Origin of the sequence: Methanobacterium spitsbergense, from assembly GCF_019931065.1 — an archaeon.
GTDB classification, from domain to species: Archaea; Methanobacteriota; Methanobacteria; order Methanobacteriales; family Methanobacteriaceae; genus Methanobacterium_B; species Methanobacterium_B spitsbergense.
This window is the reverse complement of the sequence record NZ_JAIOUQ010000003.1, coordinates 376013-398088: the sequence shown is the minus strand read 5'-3', so window position 1 is coordinate 398088 and position 22076 is coordinate 376013. Positions and strand designations below refer to the sequence as shown.

Below are 22076 nucleotides of genomic sequence, written 5' to 3'. Positions count from 1 at the left end.
ACATCTATCTTAAAATGAAATATGATATGTGGTGTACAAATGGTCTTTCATCAAAAAAATATTATATCAATAAGTGATTTCAGTAAAGATGATATTGAGTATATATTAAGACTTTCCGAGAAAATGGAACCAATAGCAAGGTCCAAAAAACAATCAAATGTACTTTCTGGAAAAATATTAGGAATGCTCTTTTATGAACCATCAACAAGAACTAGGCTCTCATTTGAAGCAGCTATGAAAAGATTAGGCGGTAGTACAATAGGATTCGCAGAAGCAAATGTTAGTTCAACAACTAAAGGTGAGAATCTAACAGACACTGTGAAAATTGTTGGAGAATATTCAGATGCAATTGTTATAAGACATAATATGGAAGGAACAGCACGTTTTGCAAGTAGTGTAGTTGATGTTCCAGTAATAAATGCAGGAGATGGTGCAGGCCAACATCCAACTCAAACATTGCTTGATTTGTATACAATGAAGAGAGTACTGGGTAAAATTGATGAACTTCATGTAGCATTAGTTGGAGATCTAAAATATGGTAGAACAGTTCATTCATTAGCCTATGCACTTGCAATGTTTGATGTTAAAATGAGTTTTGTTTCTCCACCCGAACTTAAGATGCCAAATGGAATAGTACATGATTTAAATAAGGCTGGAGTTTCTATCAATGAAACCAATGATATTCATAGTGTTCTAGAAGATTCAGATGTTTTATATGTTACAAGAATACAAAAGGAAAGATTTCCAGATCCAGAAGAATATTCAAAAATTAAGGGTGCATACAGGATTGATAAAAAATTGGTCGAAGATACAGATCTTATTGTTATGCATCCTCTTCCAAGGGTCGATGAAATATCATATGATGTGGACAATACAAAATATGGAAAATATTTTGAACAAGCATTTTATGGTGTCCCTGTTCGTATGGCACTATTAAAATCAATAATTGATAGTTTTGAATAAAACAATTTTTTAAAAAAAAGTATATAAAACTTTAAAAAATTAGCATATTTTCAACCATTCCATATTGCATCTTCCAGAAGCCCCATTTCACATTGAAGATCAATTATATTTGTTCTACCTTTTCCCCTGCCTCTAGATATTGTTTTTGTTGATATTAGACCGAGCATTTCCAGTTCATTTATAAAGTCAAATATTCTTCTGTATGATACTGAATCACCCTTAGAAAACTCTTTATAAACTTCATACAGTCTTCCAGAAGTTATTTCTTCTTTTTCCTTAGTTAAATAAAGAATTGACTCTAAAACTTTCTGTTGCTGGCTTGGAAGTGTCATCACAATATCTGTGACTTTGTTGTGTTCTATATAGTCCTTGGCTTCACGAACATAATTTTCAAAAACAGTTTCAGAAGCTCTTTCATCTGCAAGTTCACCGGATGTACGGAGTAGATCCAATGCATATCTTGCATCTCCTTCTTCTTTGGCAGCAAGAGCTGCACATAATGGTATAACATCATTATTGAGAACTCCTTCTTTGAATGACATTTCCGATCTTTCTTGCAGAATATCAACTAGTTGTTGAGCATTGTATGGTGGAAACACAATTTCTCGATCTCGAAGACTACTTCTCACCCGGGGTTTAATAAACTGTTTAAAATCTACAAAGTTACTTATGGAAGCAATAGAAACATTATCTGTCCGGGTTAAAGTGTAAAGAAGGCCATCACCATCATTTTTTAATAAAATATCAACTTCATCAAGAATTATAATCAAGATAAGATCTTTTCCAAACACATTTTTCTTAAAAAGATTACGAAAAGCATTAATCACTTCAGCTTTGGTCCAACCTCTATAAGGAACATCTTGTCCCATTTGTTGGCATAAACGGGCTATAACTTGATATTCAGTAGTGTAATCTGTGCACCTAATATATTCTACCCTAACATTTACCTTTTTCTCTTTGGAGATTTGTTCTAATTGTTTTCTTGCAAATTTGGCAACTGCTGTTTTTCCTGTTCCTGTTTTACCATATATTGTAACATCAGGAGGTGTAACACTGCTCAAAGCTTCAATCCAGTATTTTGCTACTGATTTAATTTGCTCTTCTCTGTGAGGTAATTTTTCTGGAAGAAATCTATGATCTAAGTATTTTTTGCATTTAAAAACAGTCTTTTTTTCTCCCAATTCTTCAAATATATTCATTAATATCACTATTCCCTTTTAATAAAGATTTAATATAGTAAACAGGTTTATTATCGTTAAATTTTCCATTATTAATTTCAAATATGGGATTAAATGAATGGATTTTTATTTTGAAATATTTATTTTGCATGAAAGAGAGGTGCATTTCAAGTGTAAAAAATCATGCAAATATTCCGTATTCAACATAGTTGAGATACATTTCAAGTGTAAAAAACATGAAATAAATATTCATGCGATACTGAGAGGTAGATTTCAAGTGTAAACATCAAAGTGTGATCAATATTTTTTGGGTGAAAGGTACATTTCAAGTGTAAATATTAATCAGTAAATTGTGAGTATTAAAGTTTTCGTATTATCTTTTCCACTTTTTTTAATTTCATATATTTACTTGAAAAAAATACACAAATGAAAAAAATAAATTATATTGAATTTTCCAAAATTTTAATTTTAGAATGAAAAAATACAATAATATAATTTTTTTAAAGAAAATTTCACATTTTTTTAAATATAAAGTGTTATTTTCCTTTAAATAATCTAATTAATCCTTATTTAATTTATATAATATTATAAAAGTATTGTATTGCTAATATAATTGATATTAATTGTTTTTTTTATAAAAAATGAATAATAAGATAATTTAGTATTATTAGAAATTTATAGATATATTTATATAGTATTAAATAATATTAAATTTCAGTATAATTAAAAAGAAAAATAATATAATTAAAAATTAAATATAAATCATTAAAAAAGGATAAATCCCAAATTAAACTATTTATTTATCTCCAATTGTTGATATAGCTACTTAAAACATTTTTTTTAAAAACAAATATAATAGTTATAAAAATCCAAATAAAATTTATTATTATATTAAATAATTATAAATTCAATGAAAAATTGTTCATTTTAAAAAATTTATACACTTGAAATTTTACTTTAAAAATTTTTTAAAAACATCATTTTAAATTTTTTTATTATCTATTTTTTTTTACACTTGCAATGTACCTCTCACCTTATTTTAAACCAAATAAAATTCATTTTACACTTGCAATATACCCCTCATTCTCAAATTATATTCTTTGTTAGTACAAAATAATATTAAAATAAAATGATAATCATTAAATTCAAATAAATAACATATTTTTTCATTAGAACAATGATAAATATCTAATAATCGATAGATTTTAGCTGTATTATCAAAATTTTTAAGATAATAATTTAATTTACACATGAAATGCACCTCTGCCTGATAATTTTTAAAAATAAAAATTATAAATCTAATACATGACATAAAATTTGCGATTTAAAAAATTCATCTAAAAAATTTATCAAAAAATTATTTAAACTATCATTATTAACAGAATTTAGGATATAAATGATATTGTAATATTGGAGCGTAATATGGACATATTAACAATTATTTTAATTGCAGTAATTATTGACATTATACTAGGAGAACCTCCATCAAAAATTCATCCTGTTGTTCTGATGGGAGAATTAATCAACATACTAAAAAATATACTTACGAAATATAATAATAAAATATCAGGCGTTGTACTTACTATTACAACTTTATTTATTTTTATTTCCATATTCGGAACTATATTGAAAATTTCAACTTATAATCCCTATTTATATGTATTAATCTCAGCAATACTTCTCTCTACCACCTTTGCAATTAAATCACTATTTGATTCTGTAAAATTGATTAAAAAAGATATTGATATTAGTTTGGTCAAAGCACGACACTCCCTGTCTTATCTAGTGAGTAGAGATACTTCGAAACTTTCTAAAACTGAGTTAATTTCTGCAGATATTGAAACTTTAACTGAAAATATCACAGACTCCATTATTTCTCCTTTGATATACGCATTTTTATTTGGTGTTTTAGGTGCAGTATTCTACAGGGTTGTTAACACTTTAGATGCCATGGTAGGGTATAAAAACCCTGAAAATATAAATATTGGTTGGTTTCCAGCTAAATTAGATGATATTCTGAATTATTTTCCAGCTAGGATCACTGGTTGGCTTGTAATAATTGCATCATTTTTCTTGAAACTTAACTGGAAAAATGCTTACAAAATTATGATGAGAGATGCAAAAAAAACTCCAAGTCCTAATTCTGGATATCCAATGGCTGCTACTGCAGGAGCACTTGGTATACAATTGAAAAAACCAGGTTATTATGAACTTGGTGATAATATCAATCCTTTAACATCTGAAACAATTCTTAAAGCAATTCAACTTACTAAGATAACAATAATAATTTTCTTAATATTATCATCATTTTTATTTATTATATTCACTATTTTCATAATGTCATGAAATATTTTAATTTATTCTATTAATAAATTAATACAAAGTGGATTTTACTATACTAATAATAAAACTGATAAATGCATAAAAATTTAAATGATAAATTTGGATGATAAAGAATGAAAATAGCTCTACTTAGTGTCACAAAAAATGGTCGAATTATTGTAAAGAATATTCATACCATACTCGAAGAAGATCCAAGTGTTATTAAAGTTGATATGTTTCATAAAAATATTAAGGAGACTTTATACAATATATTCAATTCCTACGATTGTATAATAGGAGTTATGGCTACAGGAATCATGATAAGAAACATTTGTGCATTAATTAAGAATAAAAATGAAGATCCTGCAGTGTTAGTAATAGATGAAATGGGTAAACATGTAATTAGTCTTATTTCTGGACATTTAGGTGGTGCAAATGATTTTTCAATAAAAATTGCCGATATAATTGATGCAGAACCAATTATAACCACTTCAACAGATATTAATAATAAATTAGGGATAGATAGCCTTTCAAGGAGATATTATCTAAAAATTAATGATATTTCAAAAATAAAATATATAAATTCAGGGCTGATAAATGATGAACGGGTAGAAATAGCTTTTAATCCTAAATTAAATTATATATGGGAAGATTTAGATGTCAAAAAATCATACTATAAAAGTTCAACAACATCTGATACCATAACCATCTCGAAAAATTCAATTACAATGAATTTAAAGCCAAAAAAGTTGGTTGTGGGAATAGGTTCTAGAAAAGATGTCGCTTGTTCAGTTGTTATTGATGCTATTAATAATGCCATGAATGTACTCGATTTACCATTAGAACGTATTGATTCAATTGCTACAGGTCAGATGAAGCAAAATGAGAATGGAATTATTGATGCTACAAAAGAACTTAACATTCCCCTAGAAATAATTTCTGAAAAATCAATAAAAAATTTCAAAAATCCTGATTTAAATGATTCAAATTTTGTAAAGAACAAATTTGGTGTTGGAGGTGTGTGTGAACCATCATCATTAATTGCAGCAGGTAATGATTCTATTCTTATTTTCAGAAAAACACCCTACAATGGTGTCACAGTTGCTATAGCAGTATCTAAAAGTTAAATATTGAATTATCAGTTAAAGTGCAACAAAAGTTTTACAAGCCAAAAGCTTTTTAATCAGAAGATATAAAAACATTTGGATATAACTCTTATAGTAATCTATTAATATTTAAGGGTAAATTTAAGTTAAAAATGGAGGCCATATTATGAGTCAAGATGCATTTGATCGGTGTAATCAAATTTTACAACATATTACAGAAGATACAAGCGTTCCAAGAAATATTAGAAGGGCTGCTGAAGAATCAAAGGATTTATTATCAAAGGATGATGAAGATCCAACTGTACGGGCTAGTACAGTGATCTCAATATTAGATGAGATAAGTAATGATCCCAATATTCCAATACATGCCAGAACACTTATTTGGAATGTTTTAAGTGAATTAGAGTCTATTCGCCATTAAAGAACTTTTTACAAATTGTATTTTGGCGCTTTCTTCAATAAATTCAGAAAGAAGAGTTGCTTCCTCCAAATTTTTTCCAAGAGCAACAACCCCATGCTTTTTTAAAACAACAATATCTTGATTTTTCAATTCTTTTGAAACAGCTTCTGCAAGCTCTATACTCCCTGGTGGATAATAATCCACAAATTGGACAAATTTTTCTTCAATTGGTCCAAAACCTTCCAATCTATTTATGTTTTCTTCAGCAAATGCAAATCCTGTAGCAATTGGGGAGTGTGTATGAACAACTGAATTAATATCATTCCGTTCTTTATATATGTTAAGATGCATTAGCATTTCTGAAGTAGGTTTCTTGTTTGAATTGTATACTAAATTTCCATCCATATCAATGATTACTACATCCTTTTCAACAATAGATTTGAGTGAAAATCCACTTGGTGTAACAGCAACCCTTTCAAATTCATCCTTTTTGAATTTCATACTGATATTTCCGGATTTACCTGGTACAAGACCCTTCTCATATAGGTAGTGTGATACTGTTACAATTTTCTTAATTATTTCGTTTTTTTGTATATTAAATCCTCCTTGAATTAGAACAGTATAATTATAATTTTTAATTGTTTAAAAATAAATATTCTAATTTATGTAAATTTGAGTATTTTAAACGCTCCCTTATTAAGAACAGGTACTTCTGCACAAGTTGGCATTATATTATATATTTTCTGGAATTCTGTTTGAGACTGAAAAGTTCCAGAATTTATCATATGAATTCCTTTATGTTTTTTGTAGGCGTTAATATGTACATGACCAGTATGGAATATATCAGGGATTTCATCAATTACCAAATGATCTTCAAATTCCGATGCAAGAGGTGTTCTTTCACCATATATAGGTGCTAAATGTCGTTTTTCAATAAGTTCTCTCATTATCAAGTCTGAATTTTGATGAGATAATCCATTTATGGTCATTGCAAGATCATCAAAACTTCTTCCGTGATATATCAGAGTTTTTAATCCATCAAGGCTTACAAGAGATGGGTTACTTACAAATTCAGCATTTTTAATTTTGTATAAGTCAGCTGCATAATTTTCTGGAATTGCAGGTTGTGGTTCAGCTAATCTTGATGCATCGTGGTTTCCAGGAGCAATAATTATTTTAATATCATTAATGTCCCCTAATAGTCTTGCTGCTTCTTCATATTGTTCGTAAATGTTTTTTATAGTAAGTTCTTCTTCTTGATGCGGGTAAACTCCAATTCCATCCACAACATCCCCTGCAACAACAAGGTAACGTACATCATTTGCTATTTTTCTCTGTTCTTCATCTCCAAAATCACCATTTATCCACTTTACAAATCTTTTAAAAGCGTCTTCTAGAAATGTTGAACTTCCTATATGGATATCTGAAATAAAAACAGCTGAAAAATCCATTTTCTTCTCATCTATCCTAGGAACACTTGGATGAATGATATCCGATGCAATTACAAGGGTACCCTTTTTACTACCAATAACACCAATCACTTCATCTTTTACAACACTTTCAGCCAATTCAAAGAGAGAATGATTTTCATTATGTATAAGAACAGTGATGGAACCAGTCTCATCTTCAATTTCCATTATCTTGTGGTTATTTTTAGTATTTCTAATATCATTTACCATTCCAATAACATTTACAACATCATCACGAACACCCACATCTTTCATAGGATAACTATCTTTAAGGCCTGGTTTTTTAATTAACATAGCCTTTATTTTCTGGAATCTGTTGTTGAAATAAGCTGAAAAGTCTTTTATTTCTCCATTAGTATACGATTTTTTGGTTGCATCCTGGATCACATGGAAATCAAAAGGAACATCTAATAGCTTATTTCGGGGGGTTTTATTATTATTAATTTCATTATACATCTCTTCAATGATATCAGAATCTTGATTGGCATAATTTTGTGGATCATACTTTGATAAATATTTCTGAATGTATTGATCTACAATAGGTTCTGTTAAAAAAATCAAATTATCATTGGAACCTGATAGATCTTTTATTAATGAATCTACAATCTGATTAGAATGTTCTTGCTCTACTATTTTTTTATATGCTGAATCATCTATCAGAAGATCGGCGTTTGTGAATTTTAAAATTATATCATCAGTCATAAGATCCCATGGAAATATTTTTCTTACATAATGTTCAAATAACAGTATTCAAATTATATTTATAATCTTAATATAATAGTTAATCCAATTACTGATCCAGAAAAATTTGAAGGTGGTATATTTGTCAAGAATCATGAAGATCATATTATTCATTATATTTTTCGCTGTTTTCTTCGAAGCAGGCCTTATAAGCTCTTACACTATTGTAACATCCCAACCTCCAGATGTGGGAAAACTTATTGGAATGCAAATTGACGAGATTACTTCTCTATTAAGCTTTGGTTCAGGTTCAAATATTCTTAGTTCCCAATCAAACAAAAAAATTAATAATCCTGACGAAGTTGCAGCTGCATTGAAAACTCAGGCAGGTCTGGATGGTATAAATCTTCAGACATTATCAGCGCAAATATCAGGAAATTCTAAAGAAACTATAATACCAGTTAACATCACAGTGATAGGATATAAAGACGCTATTTCTGGTGGAAACAGTTCTGGAGGTCAGATTGTTATAAGTGCGAATGAAACTTACAGTTTAACTGCATCTGCAATGGGCACACTTAAAAATGGAGGAATAACAATTGATGTTACCACCATTCAGATAACCTCATCAAGAAAACTCTATGGGAATACAAATGGTACTTAAAAACCTTAAACTTTTTTTTAATTTTACCAAGCGAAATATTTGAGATTTAGAATATTTTATTATAACAGGTGAAGAAATGATTAGTGTTATTGGGATAGGACCTTCTAGTGAAGACATAACCATAAAAGCAATAAATGCTATTAAAGCTGCAGACGTTATTATTACCTATAAATCTTACATTAAAAATATTGAAGACCTTACTATTGGGAAAGAGGTTATATTAAAAGGAATGGGTGATGAAATAAAACGTGCAGAACTTGCAATAAAAATGTCCCAAGAAGGTAAAAAAGTAGCACTTGTGAGTTCTGGAGATCCTGGCGTTTTTGGAATGGGAAATGTTCTATTCCAGATTATAAGCAAATATTCTGATGTTGATGTAGAAGTCATTCCTGGTGTTACTGCTGCAACCTTTTCGGCAGGCAAATTAGGAGCACCACTGCACGATTTTGCAGTTATAAGTTTCAGTGACATATTAACACCTTTATCTGAGATAAAAAGAAAGGTTAGAGCAGCATGTAAAGCAGATTTTGTAATGGCTATTTACAATCCATTAAGTAAAACACGAACCAAGCCCTTTGAAGAGTCGATAAAAATCATGCTCGAAACTAAAAAACCTGAAACACTTGTTGGAATTGTCAAGAGTAAAGATTTTGGAGTTGATGTATCAATCACAACACTTGATAAACTTTCAGAAATTGAAATCAACATGTCTACCACCTTAATAATAGGAAATTCAATGACTTATATTCAAGATGGATATATGATTACACCAAGGGGCTACAAAGTTTCTTATCCCATTCACCCTCTATCAAGAGAATTTTATGAGAACTATCTTGAAGGAAATATTAATGTTGGTCCAAACAGAGATTGTGAGTACTATCCCTGCCACAAAAACCATCAAAGCTGCACATTCTGTTATTGCCCATTTTATCCTTGTGGGGAAGGTTCTACTGGTGGGAAATGGATTAAAGACAAAGGTGTATGGGGTTGTGAAGACTGTGAATGGATACATAATGATGATACAGTGAAGTGCATACAGACCAAGTTACCAGATATCCTTGAAGAAGTAGGAGATCTTAAGAATAAAAAGAAAGAACTCCTTAAATTAAGAAGAGAATGTATCTTCAGTACAAAATAATCATGCTAGCGATCACCAAACAATAGGCATAATTATTTCAATTTTTCTTTTGAATTCAATCTATTTTTAATTTAGAATTTTTTATACAAATATGGTAATAATTTTATATATGATGATATGCATAATATTATTATCATTAGTTGAAATAGTAATAATAATCATTTAAATTCATTGTACACAAAAAATTGACATTTCCCAGATGGTTTGTGCTGGAATTCAAATTCTTGTGCAATCTGTTTTTACACCCCCCCCAAATACCTCTACAGGGCCATCTCTTGATTTCAACAGAAATCAAGTTCCAAGTGGGTATGTACACTCTTCACTTGCATGCCCACTTGGAAGGGATCAATTCTGATATTAAATTAAAAAAAATATTCAATAAAGAATGGAATTTTAGATATTATCTAAACTCAAATCTCTATTTCCATCACACCATCAAATACAAGTACAGATTCCCCTTCCATAAATACCCTAACTTCGTTATCCACTTCGTAAACTATAATTAGAAGCTCTCCACCAGGAAGATGGACTTCAACTTCTTCATCAAGTATTCCAAGTTTAAAACCTGCCATAACACAAGAAGTAGCTCCTGTACCACATGCAAATGTAAAACCTGCTCCTCTCTCCCAAGTAATCATTTCTATTTCATTTCTATTTATGATGTTTACAAAGTGAACATTGGTTTTTTGGGGAAATGCCGGATGATTTTCAATTAAAGGCCCTATTTCATTCAATTTTATATCTTGTATATTATCTGTAAATATTACTGCATGTGGATTGCCAACATTTACGGCTGTGATCTTTACAGGTTTACCATTTACAATGAGTTCTGAATCTAAAAATTCATCTTTATCACTTATCATTGGAATATCGGTGGTTTTGAAAGTAGGTATACCCATATCTACGGTTGATGCTCTTACTTCTTCACCTTCGACATCTAATTCAACTTCTTTAATTCCACCCAATGTTTCAACAAGCATTTGGTTATTATGAAAAATATCATTCTCATAGACATATTTCACAAAGCATCTTATTCCATTGCCGCACATTTCAGCTTCACTGCCATCAGAATTGAATATTCTAAATCTTATATCTGTAATATCAGAGCTTGCTGGCGTAACAAATATTACACCATCAGCACCAACAGAGAATCCTCTTCTACAGATTTCCTCAACAATTTCAGGTTTTTTCTCTTCTGGAATTATTATCTTATTAGATTCATCAATGACTATGTAGTCATTTCCAAGTCCGTGCATTTTTGAGAAAGTAACTAAAGTTTTTTCACTCATCTCAATAACCTCATTGGCACATTCTGTTTTGCTAAAACATCTGAAAATGTTTCTCTTTCTCGTATTATATCTGATTGGCCATTAGAAACTAATATTTCGGCTGGTCTTGGTCTGCTGTTATATTGAGATGCCATAGAAAATGAATATGCACCTGCATTAAGAATGGCTAAAATATCTCCTTCTCCAACATTAGGCATTGATCTATCTCGTGCAAAAAGGTCTCCTGATTCACAGACATCTCCTGCTATGTCTATTTTTTGTACAGATTCTGCAAATGGTTTATCAGCAACAACTATATGATGATAAGATCCATACATTGTAGGTCTTAATAATGTGTTAAAACCTGCATCTACTCCTGCAAACTTACGATAACTTTGTTTAATTGTGTTTACTCTGGTTAAAAGAACAGCTGCATCACCAACTATATATCTACCAGGTTCTATGCACATTGTTGGTTTACCAAGCCCATATTCATCTAATTTGTCCTTATATAAGTCAGTAATTTTTTCACCAAAGTCATTAACGTCTAATACTGATTCTTCAGGAGTGTATGGTATTCCAATACCCCCACCAAAATCAATGAAATCAAATACAACATCAGCATATTCACTTAATTTCCCTGCAATATCCATTAATACGTTTACTGCAAGTTTGAATGGTTCTGGATCGAGTATTCCTGATCCTATATGTGTATGAATTCCAACAGGATTGAATCCAAGATTTTTGGCCATTTTATATACTTCAACAGCTTCTTCTTCCATTATACCGAACTTACTAAGGGGTCCACCAGTAATGCAATGATCGTGGTGTCCTGCTCCGACCATAGGGTTTACACGGAATGATATATCCATTCCTTGAGCCTCAGGGATATTTGAAAGCCTTTTAAGCTGTGAAATGGAGTCGAGATTAATCTTTACACCAGATTCTACTGCAAATTTAAGTTCGTTATCTGTGACGTTGTTTCCAGTGTAAAGAATTTTGGAAGGATCGAATCCTGCTAGTAACGATGTATAAATCTCTCCAGGAGAGACAGCATCTATTCCACTTCCTTCTTTTTCTAATATTCTCATAATTGAAAGATTTGTGTTAGCTTTACATGCATAATACATCTTGAAATCATTATAATGACTTGAAAATGCATTATAAAGTCTTTTATAATTACTTTTTATCCTATCTTCTTCTATAACATATAATGGTGTTTGGTATTGATCTGCTAACTCATGCACATCTATTCCACCCATGGTTAGATTTCCTTTTTCATTTGTTTCTAAATTAAAATCCATGTAATTATCCTCCAAAACAAGAAAATAAAGTGAATGTTAAATTTCTACATCTTATCATATAAAAAATTTACACCATACAACATAAGTAAATTTTTATTCAATCGATTTCAAATATTAGTCAAGGAGTATTATAGATTATACAATGATATAAAAGTAAATATTTCTCAATTTTATATTTGAAATGTTTAGATTAACTGATGACTTACAAGAATTTGCTTAAATTTAGAATATAATAATTCTAGCATTTTTAAGGAAGTGTATGGGTTTGAGCAGTTCTATTAATAAAAGCTGGCGAATTCTATTTGCAGTAGCTCTTGGCACCATTATGGTACCTATAAATGCAAGTATAGTAAATGTTTCACTTCCTACTATTACAGAATTTTTTAGGGTTACAGTAACAACATCTGAATGGGTATTAACAAGTTATTTAATTACTTTACTAGCATTCGTACTCTTTTTTGGTAAATTTGGAGACTATTGGGGCCATGAAAAACTGTATTTAACTGGTCTAATTGGTTTTATATTTGCATCTATTCTTTGTAGTTTCGCACCATCTATTCTCTTATTAATACTTTTTAGGGTTATACAAGGATTCACAGCTGCTATGATGGTTTCCGTATCACTTGGAATTGTTAAAAAGTCATTCCCATTACCAATGCTTGGACAAGCATAGGGAATATATGCTGTGGCAATTGCAGGGGGTCTTGCATTAGGTCCAGCAATAAGGGGAATTTTGGACGGTTATGGGGTTGGAGATCTATATTTCTAGTAAAAATTCTTCCGGGAATTTTGAGCTTTATTATTTGCTACAGAATATTCGAAATGGAAGAATCCAAGAAGGTAAAATGGGATATTATTGGTACTTTCACTCAGTTTTTAGCGCTATTTTCACTAGTTTTTCTTTTGAATTACATAATGTCGAATCCCATAGATATGAAAACAATTGTTCTGGCGATATTTTCCATATCGATGGTAATTATATTTATATTGTGGGAAAACCGAACAGATAATCCTATTTTAGATTTATCGCTCTTTAAAAACATTAGTTTCTCTGCTTATAACCTTAGCCTTCATTTGAATTATGTTTGTATGTATATGCTCATATTTGTTATGCCATTTTACCTACAGAAGGTTTTAAAATTATCACCAAATACTACTGGATTAGTACTTACAGCTGTACCTCTATTAATGATGTTTCTTGCCCCTTTAAGTGGCATAATTTCGGATAAATTTGGTTCTAGACCTTTATCTTTCATTGGGGCTTTGATATGTGCTTTTGCTTTTTATTCTATGTTACAACTCACTGCTTTTTCTACTGAAATAAATGTATTCATTAGTTTAGCAATCTTTGGTGTTGGAACTGCAATTTTCCAATCACCAACCAATAGGGCTATAATGGCCAAAATACCAGATGGTCAGGCCGGAGTTGCATCCGGTATATTAGTTACAATGAGAAACCTTGGAATGGTTTTTGCTGTATGTTATGCTGGTATATTAATAAGTACAACCACTAGTTCAACAACACTTCAACTCAACAACCTTCTACCATTAGAAGCATACAATCTAACAACAGGACTGCACTTGGTTGTTACATTGGGGATATTTCTAAGCTTTTAATGGCTTTTCTTTCAGTGATGGGTATATTGACTAGTAAGATGATTAAGAATAAAGTTTTTGATAGAATACTATTTGACTAATTTAAAAAAAAATTTATTTATTTAGGAAAATTTACCTAGAGCATCCTCTAATGCACTTGAAACTAAGTTTATTTGGTTTTTAGTGATCACGAGGGGTGGTACGAATCTCAGTACATTTCCGGCTGCACAATTTATAATTATGCCTCTTTCACGCATATCATCCACAAGTTTTGCACATTCAACATCTAGTTCCATTCCTATCATCAATCCCATTCCACGTACATCCTTCACAATCTCATTATTTTCTTTAATTATATTGAGTTTATTCAGGAAGTATGATCCGTTTTCCTTAGATTTTTCAAGGAGTTTTTCTTCCAATATAAAGTTTATGGATGCTTTTGCCGCTGCACATGCAAGAGGACTTCCACCAAAGGTTGCGGCATGATCTCCTGGTTCAAATGTATCGCCTACTTCATTAGCTAACACTGCACCCATTGGAAATCCTCCTGCAATGGCCTTAGCTACTGTTGTAATATCTGGTGTTACTCCAAAACTTTGTGAAGCAAACATTTCTCCAGTACGTCCAAAACCTGTTTGAACTTCATCGAATATTAATAAAACATCCTTGTCATGACAGACTTCTTTCAAATTCTTTAGATAATCATTTTGAGGTATTATAACTCCACCTTCTCCTTGAATAGGCTCAACAAGGACTGCAGCAGTTTCACTACCGATTGTATCTGATACGGCTTCAACATCACAATAAGGAACATACTTAAAACCCGGTGTTAGAGGTTCAAATCCTTTTTGATATTTTTTTTGACCTGTTGCTGTTATAGTTGTAATTGTCCTTCCATGGAATGAGTTTTCCATGGTTATTATTTCTCCCTTTCCAGTATGCTTTCGAGCAAGTTTAATTGCCCCCTCATTTGCTTCAGCTCCACTATTACAGAAGAAAGATTTCTGGTGGGATGAAATTTCAGCAAGTAATTTTGCAAGTGTAACCTGTTGCTCCGTATAATAAAGATTTGAGGTATGAATTAAATTTTTGGCCTGTTCGCAGATTGCTTCTGCTACCTTTGGATTTGAATGACCAACATTGTTTACAGCAATTCCTGCAACACAGTCAACATAAGATTTTCCCTCAGCATCCCAAACAGTAGACCCCTTTCCCTTAACAAGTGCCAATGGTTGACGACCGTATGTTTGCATAACGTATTTTGAATCTAAATTCATAATTTCTTTTGTATTCATAAAATCACCTTAATTTTAATATTTATTTACAATTTTAATATTCCATGCTCATTTTGGATAATAAAAACCATTTTTAGTGAAACATGCCTCGAATATCAATGTTATTATTTGGATTTCATGGTTTATTAAACGTTTTTATCAAATGAAAGACTTGATTAAGAATGAGAAATAGAAATTTCTAACACTCTTTAAAATTATAAAATGGTGAAAATATGAAAAAGGCAATAATTGAAACAGATAAAGGAAATATAGAACTTACTTTATTCGATAAAGAAGCTCCTAATACCGTTGCAAACTTTGAAAAACTTGCAAAAGATGGCTTTTATAATGGATTAACATTCCACAGAGTTTTACCTAACTTTGTAATACAGGGAGGATGTCCAAAGGGTAATGGAACTGGAGGACCAGGTTATACTATAAAATGTGAGATAAATGAACACAAACATGGAACTGGGGCACTTTCAATGGCTCATGCCGGTAAAGACACTGGTGGAAGTCAATTCTTTATAACACATAGCCCTCAACCCCATCTAGATGGTGTTCATACGGTATTCGGTAAAGTTGTTAAAGGCATGGATGTTGTCAATAAGATTCAGCCTAATGACGTGATGAACAAGGTTACAGTTATAGAGGAATAGGATTATTCCTTAAAAATCTTAATATTTTTTTTTTTTTACTCTGGAATCTCATCAATAAGAAGATATTTTTATTACATTATCAAAAAAAGTTAATAATACCATTATATATAAATATTAAAACTTTTACATGTACTATTCGAGGTGGTAATTTGAAAAAAATTGTAGCAATATTTGCAGTATTTATATGTTTCGCAATGATCTCCGGGTCTTTTGCAAGTACATCTACAGATAAAAATACCAGTGTAGACATGACAGGTTTAAATAGTCATGGCCATTATTTAACTGTTAGTTTACCATGCAATCCATCAACTGGATATCATTGGGTAGCAGAATACAACCATTCTAAAGTAAAATTGGTTAGTAAGAAATATATTCCGGATAATCCAATTATATGTGGTTCAGGTGGAGTTGATATTTTTACATTTGAAGGTAAAAAAGGTGCTTCAGTACACATGAAGTATGTTTCTCCAAATGGAAAAGTTATTGAAGGACACATATACATTATAAAATAAATTTGGATATATGGCTAACAGCCATATCATTCATATTTTTTGATTCAGTACAACAATTTTTTAAGTGCAATTGCATATATATCGGCCACAGCATCAGTTAAATCAACATCTTTCGCTGTGTAGTCATTTTCAGGATTTCCAAGTACGATTTGGCCTAGTATTTCACCATCGTACATAACAGGAACAGATAAAAATTGTGATACTGGAACATGGCCTTCTGGAAGACCATGGGCTGCAGGATGAACTTCTGGATTATGAATATAAAAGGATTCACCAGTGTCCAGAGAATAACCTAAGAGTCCTCCATATGTACCATCTTTCCTTATCTGAAAACGTGCCTCACCCCGATTTGCATACATTTGACAACTTTCGGTCATGTGAGAAAATGATATTCCAACACTATCTTTGTTGGAAGGATCAACATAAGCAACATAACAGTTTCCACTGTTAGTCAGACGTTTAGTTTCTTCCATAACTATGTCGGAAATTTCCTTAAGGGATGAGTTAGGTAAAATACTATCAATCCTAGTTTTTAGAGAAATAATATCGTTGTTTTCTATTCTTATTCCTGAACCCATTCCATAATCCGGTAGTTCTTGCTTATCTTTCTCATCTCCCATTATTAACACACCCACCTTACATAAGTTTATTTATTCTATTCTTAATTAATATTTCTTATTATGATTCAATTGAATATAGCAGAGCTATAATTATCTTTGTAATAATCTATAGATTAAAATTAAGAATTTTCTATGAATGAATTAGTTTATTACATTATATCTCTAATTAAGAAATATTCTGATGAATTATTACAATTTTTAATGATACATTACTACTTAAGATGAGGTTAAATAATGGAAGAAAAAAACGATATAGATAGATTAGTAGGTTCATATAAGCAGACAAATGCTCTTTTAATGGTAGTTGGAGTACTCTTAAGCACTTATACAATAAATAGTACTAGTTTCGATAATGCACTTTCAAGTGTAGTTGCCATCCTCATAGTTATTTTTGGAGCATATCAATACTATAAAATAGACAATGGTAAAATAGGACTAATATTAATTGCAATAGCAGTTATATATGCAATTGGGTACGTTTTAATGTATTTAAAATTTGTATAATATATTTATTAATTTTTAAATGTCCTTTAGGTGGAGTTCAGTAAAAATAGGATCTTTATTGTTAATTACCTTAATGATTAAACCATAAACATATTCTATGGGTATTTCAAGATCATTATCGGTAGTTATATATTTTACTCCTGCTTTTTGATGTACTTTTACAATTTTAAAGACCTTAAGTGGCATTTTATTAATATAATTGGTTTTTGAAAACCAAATTAATGATAAAGGACATGCGCGAGGTAATAATACTATATCTCCTTTTTTAACAGTTTTAGGGGTTTCATTGACAAGGAGGAAGTCCCCGGAATTTATTCCATGTTCCATGTTTTCTTCAATCTTTAAAATAATAAGCTTCTGGAATTTAGGAGATAGATAATTAGAGTTCATCTTTTTTTCAAGAATTTTGGAAGCAATTACTTCTAGACAGTTGTTAGGCATTCCCATATCTCTCATATGGTCATAAATTCCCATTTCAAAGGCAACTGATAATCTAATCCAACTATCCACTTCTCTGCAAAAAGCTTCTGAACTGTTGGTGCGCATTGGACATTTCCAGCAATATTTATCTTTAAGTCCTTCTATAAGATTCTTATAATGCTTTCTTGATAGTTCCCGGAATTCTTCAAGGTTATCGGATATTCCTGCCATGAAATCACCAAAGTCATGAATATATAATTATTGTCAAAACTTAATAATTCATTTTTTTATACACTAAATTTATGAGATATTTTTGATAATTGGTATTACTGAATCGCTTTCATTTCTTTAAAGTCTCTAAAAGACCGGATTTTCGGGCATAATGAAACATATAGAGTTGAACATAACCGGCATAATCTCCAAATTTTTGCATTCCAAATAAACGAGCTTTAGGTGGCTTAATTTCTTTTCCATTAAAATACAATTCTGAAACTATACGACCTATCCATACATCAACTGGGAAAGCCATTTTAAATCCAAAACCATATAATAAAATACAATCAGCTACTTTAGGACCTACTCCTGGGAGTTCAAGCAAGGTATCAAATGCTTTTTTATAACTTTCTTTATCTAACTTTTTAATATTAATATTATTTTGGATCATTTCTGATGTTTTTATTATGAATTTGGCCCTATATCCTACTCCACAACTTTTAAGATTCTTTTCAAAGACATAGTCTTTAGGAAGGGTGTCTTCTAACCGTTGCATTTCCTCTAATTCATGTTCTGGTACTTTTTGAAGATAAGCAGGGGATGGAAACGTGTAAAACGTATCAGACCCAAAATTATATTTATTTCCCCATTTCTTTTTAATATCTTTAATAGCTTTGTTCCATCGGATTATAGAACAATTAGCTGATGATATAGAAGATATTATACATTCAAAAGTATTATGGGCTTTGAATAATCTTAAACCTCTGCAGAAATCGATAGTGGGTGCTAATTTAGGATCTTTATTTAAATAATTGTTTAATTCATCCAGATCATCATATAAACCGAATATATTCATTATACAAGATCTAACTGACTCTTCATCAACTTTTTCTTCCGATTCAGCAATAATTTCCAAAGGAGCATACAAATCATTAATTTTTTGCTTTGCTTTAATAAGACAATGTATTCCATCTATTTCTACGAGCTCTATGAAACAGCCATTTCTTTGTAACCAAGCTGGTTGTGAAGTCTGACCACTCTTAATGGTTAAAGCAAGGTTTAATTGACCTTTATATTCATCGGAATCAATTACAAATTGGGTTTTCATATGTGTTATGTCTTGTTTTTTGTTAATAAATTTCTGCAATTTTTTGAATTCATTTAATATTTAAAAAAAAATTATAAACTTTAATAAAATTGTTGAAATCTTAAAATATCGAGCCTAAAAAGTCAAATACAAGCCTTGATGCAAGTAGAGAAGTCATTTCTGATACATCAAAAAGAGGATTGACTTCTACAATATCTAAACCTTTAATTTCACCCTTTAAATATAAATTGATAAGCAATTCTTTCATTTGAAAGTAATTCAAACCACCAGGTTCTGGTGTTCCTGTTCCTGGAGCAATTGAAGGATCAAGAACGTCTATATCAAATGTTACATAAAGGTTATCTGATTTTGGTATTTGGTTTAAAACCCAAGATGTTCCATTTTTGAAAACTTCTGAAGCAGTAATAATTTTTGAACCATAATTTAATGACTCCTCATAATTAGATTCAAAATCTGTAAAGCCTCGAATTCCAATTTGGGTTATATTATTCACATTTTCTAGCTCTGAGGCTCGTTTAAGTGGATTTGAATGAGAAAATTTCATGTTCTCAGAACCATCAACAAAATCAAGATGTGTATCGAAATGAACAACATCAAGTGGAACATCGAATGCTTCTAGCAATGGCGCTGTTATAGTATGGTCTCCACCGAAGACAACAGGAAAAACATGCTTATCTACAATATTCTTGAGGGTAGCTTTGATCATACTCATGTTTGTATGGGTATGTGTAGGTAGAATAGGCACATCTCCATAGTCAACAGCCTTTACTCCACCCATTATATGTTTTTTAAGTTCAGTATCATATGCGCCATATTTGGGATCTAAATAAATTCCATAATTTTGTGATGCATTACGGATAGCACGAGGACCAAAACGTGTACCTGGCCGGTTAGTTGTCCCATGATCAAAGGGAACACCTACAATTGCCATATCAATTCCATTCAGATCTTTGCTGTGGGGATAATTGTAAAATGTTGGGATACCTAAATAAGGAAATTTATTTTCAATATTATAATGATTCAACTAATTCCCTCCAATAATTCTCAAATAAAAGTTAACTATATATAATTAAACTTTAACGTTAAAAGTATCAGTTTTAAAACTTATAAAGTTGTCATGTTTAATTAAAAATTTTATAAAAAATATTTTTGGGGCAATTAAGAAGGGATCATATAAAATTGAATTTTAATATATCTTTAATCGAAAAATGAAAATTGCTAAATATTTAAAATCTTTTAGGATAGCCATGTTTAAGCTTTTGAGAGATGTTATATAGAAAGATAGCTGTTGCGCATTTAATTTCGTACCAGAGATCACAGTATTCTAACTAAACCTGATATTAAATACTGTTGAACATTATACTATTATCAATTGCTTCTTGTTTATTTCATTCTGTTTTTCCTTTATACCCTAATTTATTAGTATTTGAATAGTTTTTTCCTCGTTAGTTACGTATATTGGCATTTGGAAGTTCTATAAACCTTTCTTATCAAAACCCGGACTGCTCATTGTGGCTTGTAATCTCTCGGAAAATATAAAAATATCATTAATTAATTTCCACTTCATTTCCTCCGAATTTAAGCTTTTTTTTGTTAATCCAAACAAATCCATTATCCGGTGTTATAACTGCGACGTCGATTGGTCCTCCAACTCCAGGCATGTCTCCAGGATCTGCATTGATTCCATCAGAGAATCTTTGCATTGCAGATGTGGTCTGTATCATGAGTGTGCAGAAATCAATTCCATCCTGTAAAGTCATGGTACCCCATTGAATAGCATATTCGAGATTCTTTAATTCTTCGAATATATTTGGCTCTCCTTGGATTAACATGGCTTCCTTAGCAAATTGGATATTAGCTATACGTCCATCGAACCCTAAAACAATTCTTGAAACCACATCTCCCTGTCCTATCCAAGAACTTCCGTATTCATTATTTTTATCTTCACTATCACGTCTTTTCTGTATTTCACCCGGCACATAACAGCCATAAACTTGGTGTGAACCATTTTTGTTGTAACCTGCAACCAAAAACTCAATCATATCGACTCCAGCCAAGCCCTCTTCTAATCCTCCTTGAGGGTTTTTGAAACTGAAAGATATGTTATATGGATTTTTTTCAATGTTTAATAATTCACAACCTTTCATTTGTAGATCATTTTTAATATTTTCAACAGCTAGATCTAACTGTTCTTTCCACTGATATTTTTTATCGAAAATCCGATGGAGTTCGATTGCAACATCTTCAACATCCATATTTTCGACATTGGGCTCTCTTTTGAATTCCTCTATAAATTTACTCAGATTTTTGAGTACTCCATCTTCTTCCAGAAATGCAAGACCAGTTATTCCTACTCCTATCCTACTGTTGATCTGAAAAAGTTTCAAAGCATTATCGCTTCCTATACGAGCCATACCTTTAAGATTTCTATAGGTTTGTCTGCTGTCTGCAGCTAGAACTATTCCCTCGGGGGTAGTGGTGTTTATTACCAGTGACATGTTTCCATCTCCTTAAACTTTGAAATCTATTAATGTTTTCCAATCATTAATTATCCTTTTCATTGTAATTAAAAATGTTATATGAAACAAATAACTATTCATTAATTTGAATTCATAAAAAATCATATAATAGCCATAGTCAGTAATCAAACCTGAAACATAATAATCCTAATTTAAAA

At 30.8% G+C, this 22076-nt stretch carries 23 protein-coding genes; 12 read left to right on the top strand and 11 right to left on the bottom strand.

The features are described 5' to 3' along the window. The first annotated feature begins 39 nt into the window (after positions 1 to 39). A complete protein-coding gene (gene pyrB, locus K8N75_RS03250; protein ID WP_223790686.1) occupies positions 40 to 963 on the top strand; it encodes an aspartate carbamoyltransferase in 924 nt (307 codons plus the stop codon). Between the two features lie 50 nt (positions 964 to 1013). Here pyrB and K8N75_RS03245 read toward each other — a convergent pair whose 3' ends face one another. Continuing rightward, positions 1014 to 2162 (bottom strand): orc1/cdc6 family replication initiation protein, encoded by a 1149-nt coding sequence (locus K8N75_RS03245; RefSeq protein WP_223790685.1) that lies wholly within the window; start codon positions 2160 to 2162, stop codon positions 1014 to 1016. Between the two features lie 1401 nt (positions 2163 to 3563). Between K8N75_RS03245 and K8N75_RS03240 the strand changes: the two genes are divergently transcribed. The 3 genes from K8N75_RS03240 (at position 3564) to K8N75_RS03230 (ending at position 5990) form a co-directional block, all read left to right on the top strand. Beyond that, on the top strand, positions 3564 to 4487 hold the full coding sequence (locus K8N75_RS03240; protein WP_223790684.1) for a cobalamin biosynthesis protein: 924 nt from the start codon (positions 3564 to 3566) through the stop codon (positions 4485 to 4487). 110 nt (positions 4488 to 4597) lie between these two features. Continuing rightward, positions 4598 to 5590 (top strand): cobalt-precorrin 5A hydrolase, encoded by a 993-nt coding sequence (locus K8N75_RS03235; protein WP_223790683.1) that lies wholly within the window; start codon positions 4598 to 4600, stop codon positions 5588 to 5590. A 145-nt stretch (positions 5591 to 5735) separates the two neighbouring features. After that, entirely contained in the window at positions 5736 to 5990 is a 255-nt protein-coding gene (locus tag K8N75_RS03230) for a stationary phase-response protein (protein WP_048192030.1), read from the top strand. Here K8N75_RS03230 and K8N75_RS03225 read toward each other — a convergent pair. Continuing rightward, positions 5970 to 6536: a class II aldolase/adducin family protein gene (locus K8N75_RS03225; RefSeq protein ID WP_223790970.1), complete on the bottom strand. Its 567-nt coding sequence runs from the start codon at positions 6534 to 6536 to the stop codon at positions 5970 to 5972. The genes K8N75_RS03230 and K8N75_RS03225 overlap by 21 nt on opposite strands. Before the next feature lie 95 nt (positions 6537 to 6631). After that, positions 6632 to 8140 carry a DNA-directed DNA polymerase II small subunit gene (locus K8N75_RS03220; RefSeq protein WP_223790682.1) on the bottom strand — a complete coding sequence of 503 codons (1509 nt, stop codon included), beginning with the start codon at positions 8138 to 8140 and terminating at the stop codon, positions 6632 to 6634. A gap of 121 nt (positions 8141 to 8261) precedes the next feature. Here K8N75_RS03220 and K8N75_RS03215 point away from each other — a divergent pair, with 121 nt between their 5' ends. The 3 genes from K8N75_RS03215 to K8N75_RS03205 all read left to right on the top strand — a co-directional run bounded on the left by K8N75_RS03215 (position 8262) and on the right by K8N75_RS03205 (position 10276). Beyond that, positions 8262 to 8783, top strand: coding sequence for a hypothetical protein (locus K8N75_RS03215; protein ID WP_223790681.1), 522 nt, complete (start codon positions 8262 to 8264; stop codon positions 8781 to 8783). A gap of 76 nt (positions 8784 to 8859) precedes the next feature. Next, the gene (cobJ, locus tag K8N75_RS03210; RefSeq protein WP_223790680.1) at positions 8860 to 9921 is read left to right on the top strand and encodes a precorrin-3B C(17)-methyltransferase; all 1062 of its coding nucleotides are present in this window, start codon (positions 8860 to 8862) and stop codon (positions 9919 to 9921) included. A gap of 199 nt (positions 9922 to 10120) precedes the next feature. Next, the gene (locus K8N75_RS03205) at positions 10121 to 10276 is read left to right on the top strand and encodes a hypothetical protein (protein ID WP_223790679.1); all 156 of its coding nucleotides are present in this window, start codon (positions 10121 to 10123) and stop codon (positions 10274 to 10276) included. A 55-nt stretch (positions 10277 to 10331) separates the two neighbouring features. On the opposite strand, the gene dapF is transcribed toward K8N75_RS03205, so the two are convergent. Further along, positions 10332 to 11210, bottom strand: a complete 879-nt coding sequence (gene dapF / locus K8N75_RS03200; RefSeq protein WP_223790678.1) for a diaminopimelate epimerase — start codon at positions 11208 to 11210, stop codon at positions 10332 to 10334. Beyond that, positions 11207 to 12493 carry a diaminopimelate decarboxylase gene (gene lysA, locus K8N75_RS03195; protein ID WP_223790677.1) on the bottom strand — a complete coding sequence of 429 codons (1287 nt, stop codon included), beginning with the start codon at positions 12491 to 12493 and terminating at the stop codon, positions 11207 to 11209. Before lysA ends, dapF begins: the two co-directional genes overlap by 4 nt. Before the next feature lie 265 nt (positions 12494 to 12758). On the opposite strand from lysA, the gene K8N75_RS14080 reads away from it, so the two are divergent. Continuing rightward, the gene (locus K8N75_RS14080) at positions 12759 to 13166 is read left to right on the top strand and encodes an MFS transporter (RefSeq protein WP_255590767.1); all 408 of its coding nucleotides are present in this window, start codon (positions 12759 to 12761) and stop codon (positions 13164 to 13166) included. A gap of 149 nt (positions 13167 to 13315) precedes the next feature. Continuing rightward, positions 13316 to 14110: an MFS transporter gene (locus K8N75_RS14075; RefSeq protein WP_338038019.1), complete on the top strand. Its 795-nt coding sequence runs from the start codon at positions 13316 to 13318 to the stop codon at positions 14108 to 14110. 101 nt (positions 14111 to 14211) lie between these two features. Here the strand turns inward: K8N75_RS14075 and K8N75_RS03185 are convergent, their stop codons facing one another. Continuing rightward, positions 14212 to 15384: an aspartate aminotransferase family protein gene (locus tag K8N75_RS03185; RefSeq protein ID WP_223790676.1), complete on the bottom strand. Its 1173-nt coding sequence runs from the start codon at positions 15382 to 15384 to the stop codon at positions 14212 to 14214. A 212-nt stretch (positions 15385 to 15596) separates the two neighbouring features. Here K8N75_RS03185 and K8N75_RS03180 point away from each other — a divergent pair, with 212 nt between their 5' ends. Beyond that, the gene (locus K8N75_RS03180) at positions 15597 to 16022 is read left to right on the top strand and encodes a peptidylprolyl isomerase (RefSeq protein WP_048192009.1); all 426 of its coding nucleotides are present in this window, start codon (positions 15597 to 15599) and stop codon (positions 16020 to 16022) included. Between the two features lie 149 nt (positions 16023 to 16171). Beyond that, complete coding sequence (locus K8N75_RS03175; protein WP_223790675.1) at positions 16172 to 16534, top strand: protease inhibitor I42 family protein; 363 nt, start codon at positions 16172 to 16174, stop codon at positions 16532 to 16534. Positions 16535 to 16578: 44 nt separating this feature from the next. Here K8N75_RS03175 and K8N75_RS03170 read toward each other — a convergent pair whose 3' ends face one another. Continuing rightward, positions 16579 to 17154, bottom strand: coding sequence for a GAF domain-containing protein (locus K8N75_RS03170; protein WP_223790674.1), 576 nt, complete (start codon positions 17152 to 17154; stop codon positions 16579 to 16581). A gap of 234 nt (positions 17155 to 17388) precedes the next feature. Here K8N75_RS03170 and K8N75_RS03165 point away from each other — a divergent pair, with 234 nt between their 5' ends. After that, positions 17389 to 17658 (top strand): hypothetical protein, encoded by a 270-nt coding sequence (locus tag K8N75_RS03165; RefSeq protein ID WP_223790673.1) that lies wholly within the window; start codon positions 17389 to 17391, stop codon positions 17656 to 17658. A 15-nt stretch (positions 17659 to 17673) separates the two neighbouring features. Here K8N75_RS03165 and K8N75_RS03160 read toward each other — a convergent pair whose 3' ends face one another. From K8N75_RS03160 to K8N75_RS03145, 4 genes are all read right to left on the bottom strand, one after another. Continuing rightward, positions 17674 to 18309 (bottom strand): S24/S26 family peptidase, encoded by a 636-nt coding sequence (locus K8N75_RS03160; protein ID WP_223790672.1) that lies wholly within the window; start codon positions 18307 to 18309, stop codon positions 17674 to 17676. Between the two features lie 109 nt (positions 18310 to 18418). After that, complete coding sequence (locus K8N75_RS03155) at positions 18419 to 19399, bottom strand: DNA glycosylase (RefSeq protein ID WP_223790671.1); 981 nt, start codon at positions 19397 to 19399, stop codon at positions 18419 to 18421. A gap of 100 nt (positions 19400 to 19499) precedes the next feature. Further along, on the bottom strand, positions 19500 to 20423 hold the full coding sequence (speB, locus tag K8N75_RS03150) for an agmatinase (RefSeq protein WP_223790670.1): 924 nt from the start codon (positions 20421 to 20423) through the stop codon (positions 19500 to 19502). Between the two features lie 523 nt (positions 20424 to 20946). Beyond that, complete coding sequence (locus K8N75_RS03145) at positions 20947 to 21897, bottom strand: Ntn hydrolase family protein (protein ID WP_223790669.1); 951 nt, start codon at positions 21895 to 21897, stop codon at positions 20947 to 20949. Positions 21898 to 22076: the final 179 nt, after the last annotated feature.

Excerpts from the sequence above, each read along its gene's own strand:
- pyrB (WP_223790686.1), top strand. The coding sequence starts at position 40 with ATGGTCTTTCATCAAAAAAATATTATATCAATAAGTGATTTCAGTAAA.
- K8N75_RS03245 (WP_223790685.1), bottom strand. The coding sequence starts at position 2,162 with ATGAATATATTTGAAGAATTGGGAGAAAAAAAGACTGTTTTTAAATGC.
- K8N75_RS03240 (WP_223790684.1), top strand. The coding sequence starts at position 3,564 with ATGGACATATTAACAATTATTTTAATTGCAGTAATTATTGACATTATA.
- K8N75_RS03235 (WP_223790683.1), top strand. The coding sequence starts at position 4,598 with ATGAAAATAGCTCTACTTAGTGTCACAAAAAATGGTCGAATTATTGTA.
- K8N75_RS03230 (WP_048192030.1), top strand. The coding sequence starts at position 5,736 with ATGAGTCAAGATGCATTTGATCGGTGTAATCAAATTTTACAACATATT.
- K8N75_RS03220 (WP_223790682.1), bottom strand. The coding sequence starts at position 8,140 with ATGACTGATGATATAATTTTAAAATTCACAAACGCCGATCTTCTGATA.
- cobJ (WP_223790680.1), top strand. The coding sequence starts at position 8,860 with ATGATTAGTGTTATTGGGATAGGACCTTCTAGTGAAGACATAACCATA.
- K8N75_RS03205 (WP_223790679.1), top strand. The coding sequence starts at position 10,121 with ATGGTTTGTGCTGGAATTCAAATTCTTGTGCAATCTGTTTTTACACCC.
- dapF (WP_223790678.1), bottom strand. The coding sequence starts at position 11,210 with ATGAGTGAAAAAACTTTAGTTACTTTCTCAAAAATGCACGGACTTGGA.
- lysA (WP_223790677.1), bottom strand. The coding sequence starts at position 12,493 with ATGGATTTTAATTTAGAAACAAATGAAAAAGGAAATCTAACCATGGGT.
- K8N75_RS14075 (WP_338038019.1), top strand. The coding sequence starts at position 13,316 with ATGGAAGAATCCAAGAAGGTAAAATGGGATATTATTGGTACTTTCACT.
- K8N75_RS03185 (WP_223790676.1), bottom strand. The coding sequence starts at position 15,384 with ATGAATACAAAAGAAATTATGAATTTAGATTCAAAATACGTTATGCAA.
- K8N75_RS03180 (WP_048192009.1), top strand. The coding sequence starts at position 15,597 with ATGAAAAAGGCAATAATTGAAACAGATAAAGGAAATATAGAACTTACT.
- K8N75_RS03170 (WP_223790674.1), bottom strand. The coding sequence starts at position 17,154 with ATGGGAGATGAGAAAGATAAGCAAGAACTACCGGATTATGGAATGGGT.
- K8N75_RS03165 (WP_223790673.1), top strand. The coding sequence starts at position 17,389 with ATGGAAGAAAAAAACGATATAGATAGATTAGTAGGTTCATATAAGCAG.
- K8N75_RS03160 (WP_223790672.1), bottom strand. The coding sequence starts at position 18,309 with ATGGCAGGAATATCCGATAACCTTGAAGAATTCCGGGAACTATCAAGA.
- K8N75_RS03155 (WP_223790671.1), bottom strand. The coding sequence starts at position 19,399 with ATGAAAACCCAATTTGTAATTGATTCCGATGAATATAAAGGTCAATTA.
- K8N75_RS03145 (WP_223790669.1), bottom strand. The coding sequence starts at position 21,897 with ATGTCACTGGTAATAAACACCACTACCCCCGAGGGAATAGTTCTAGCT.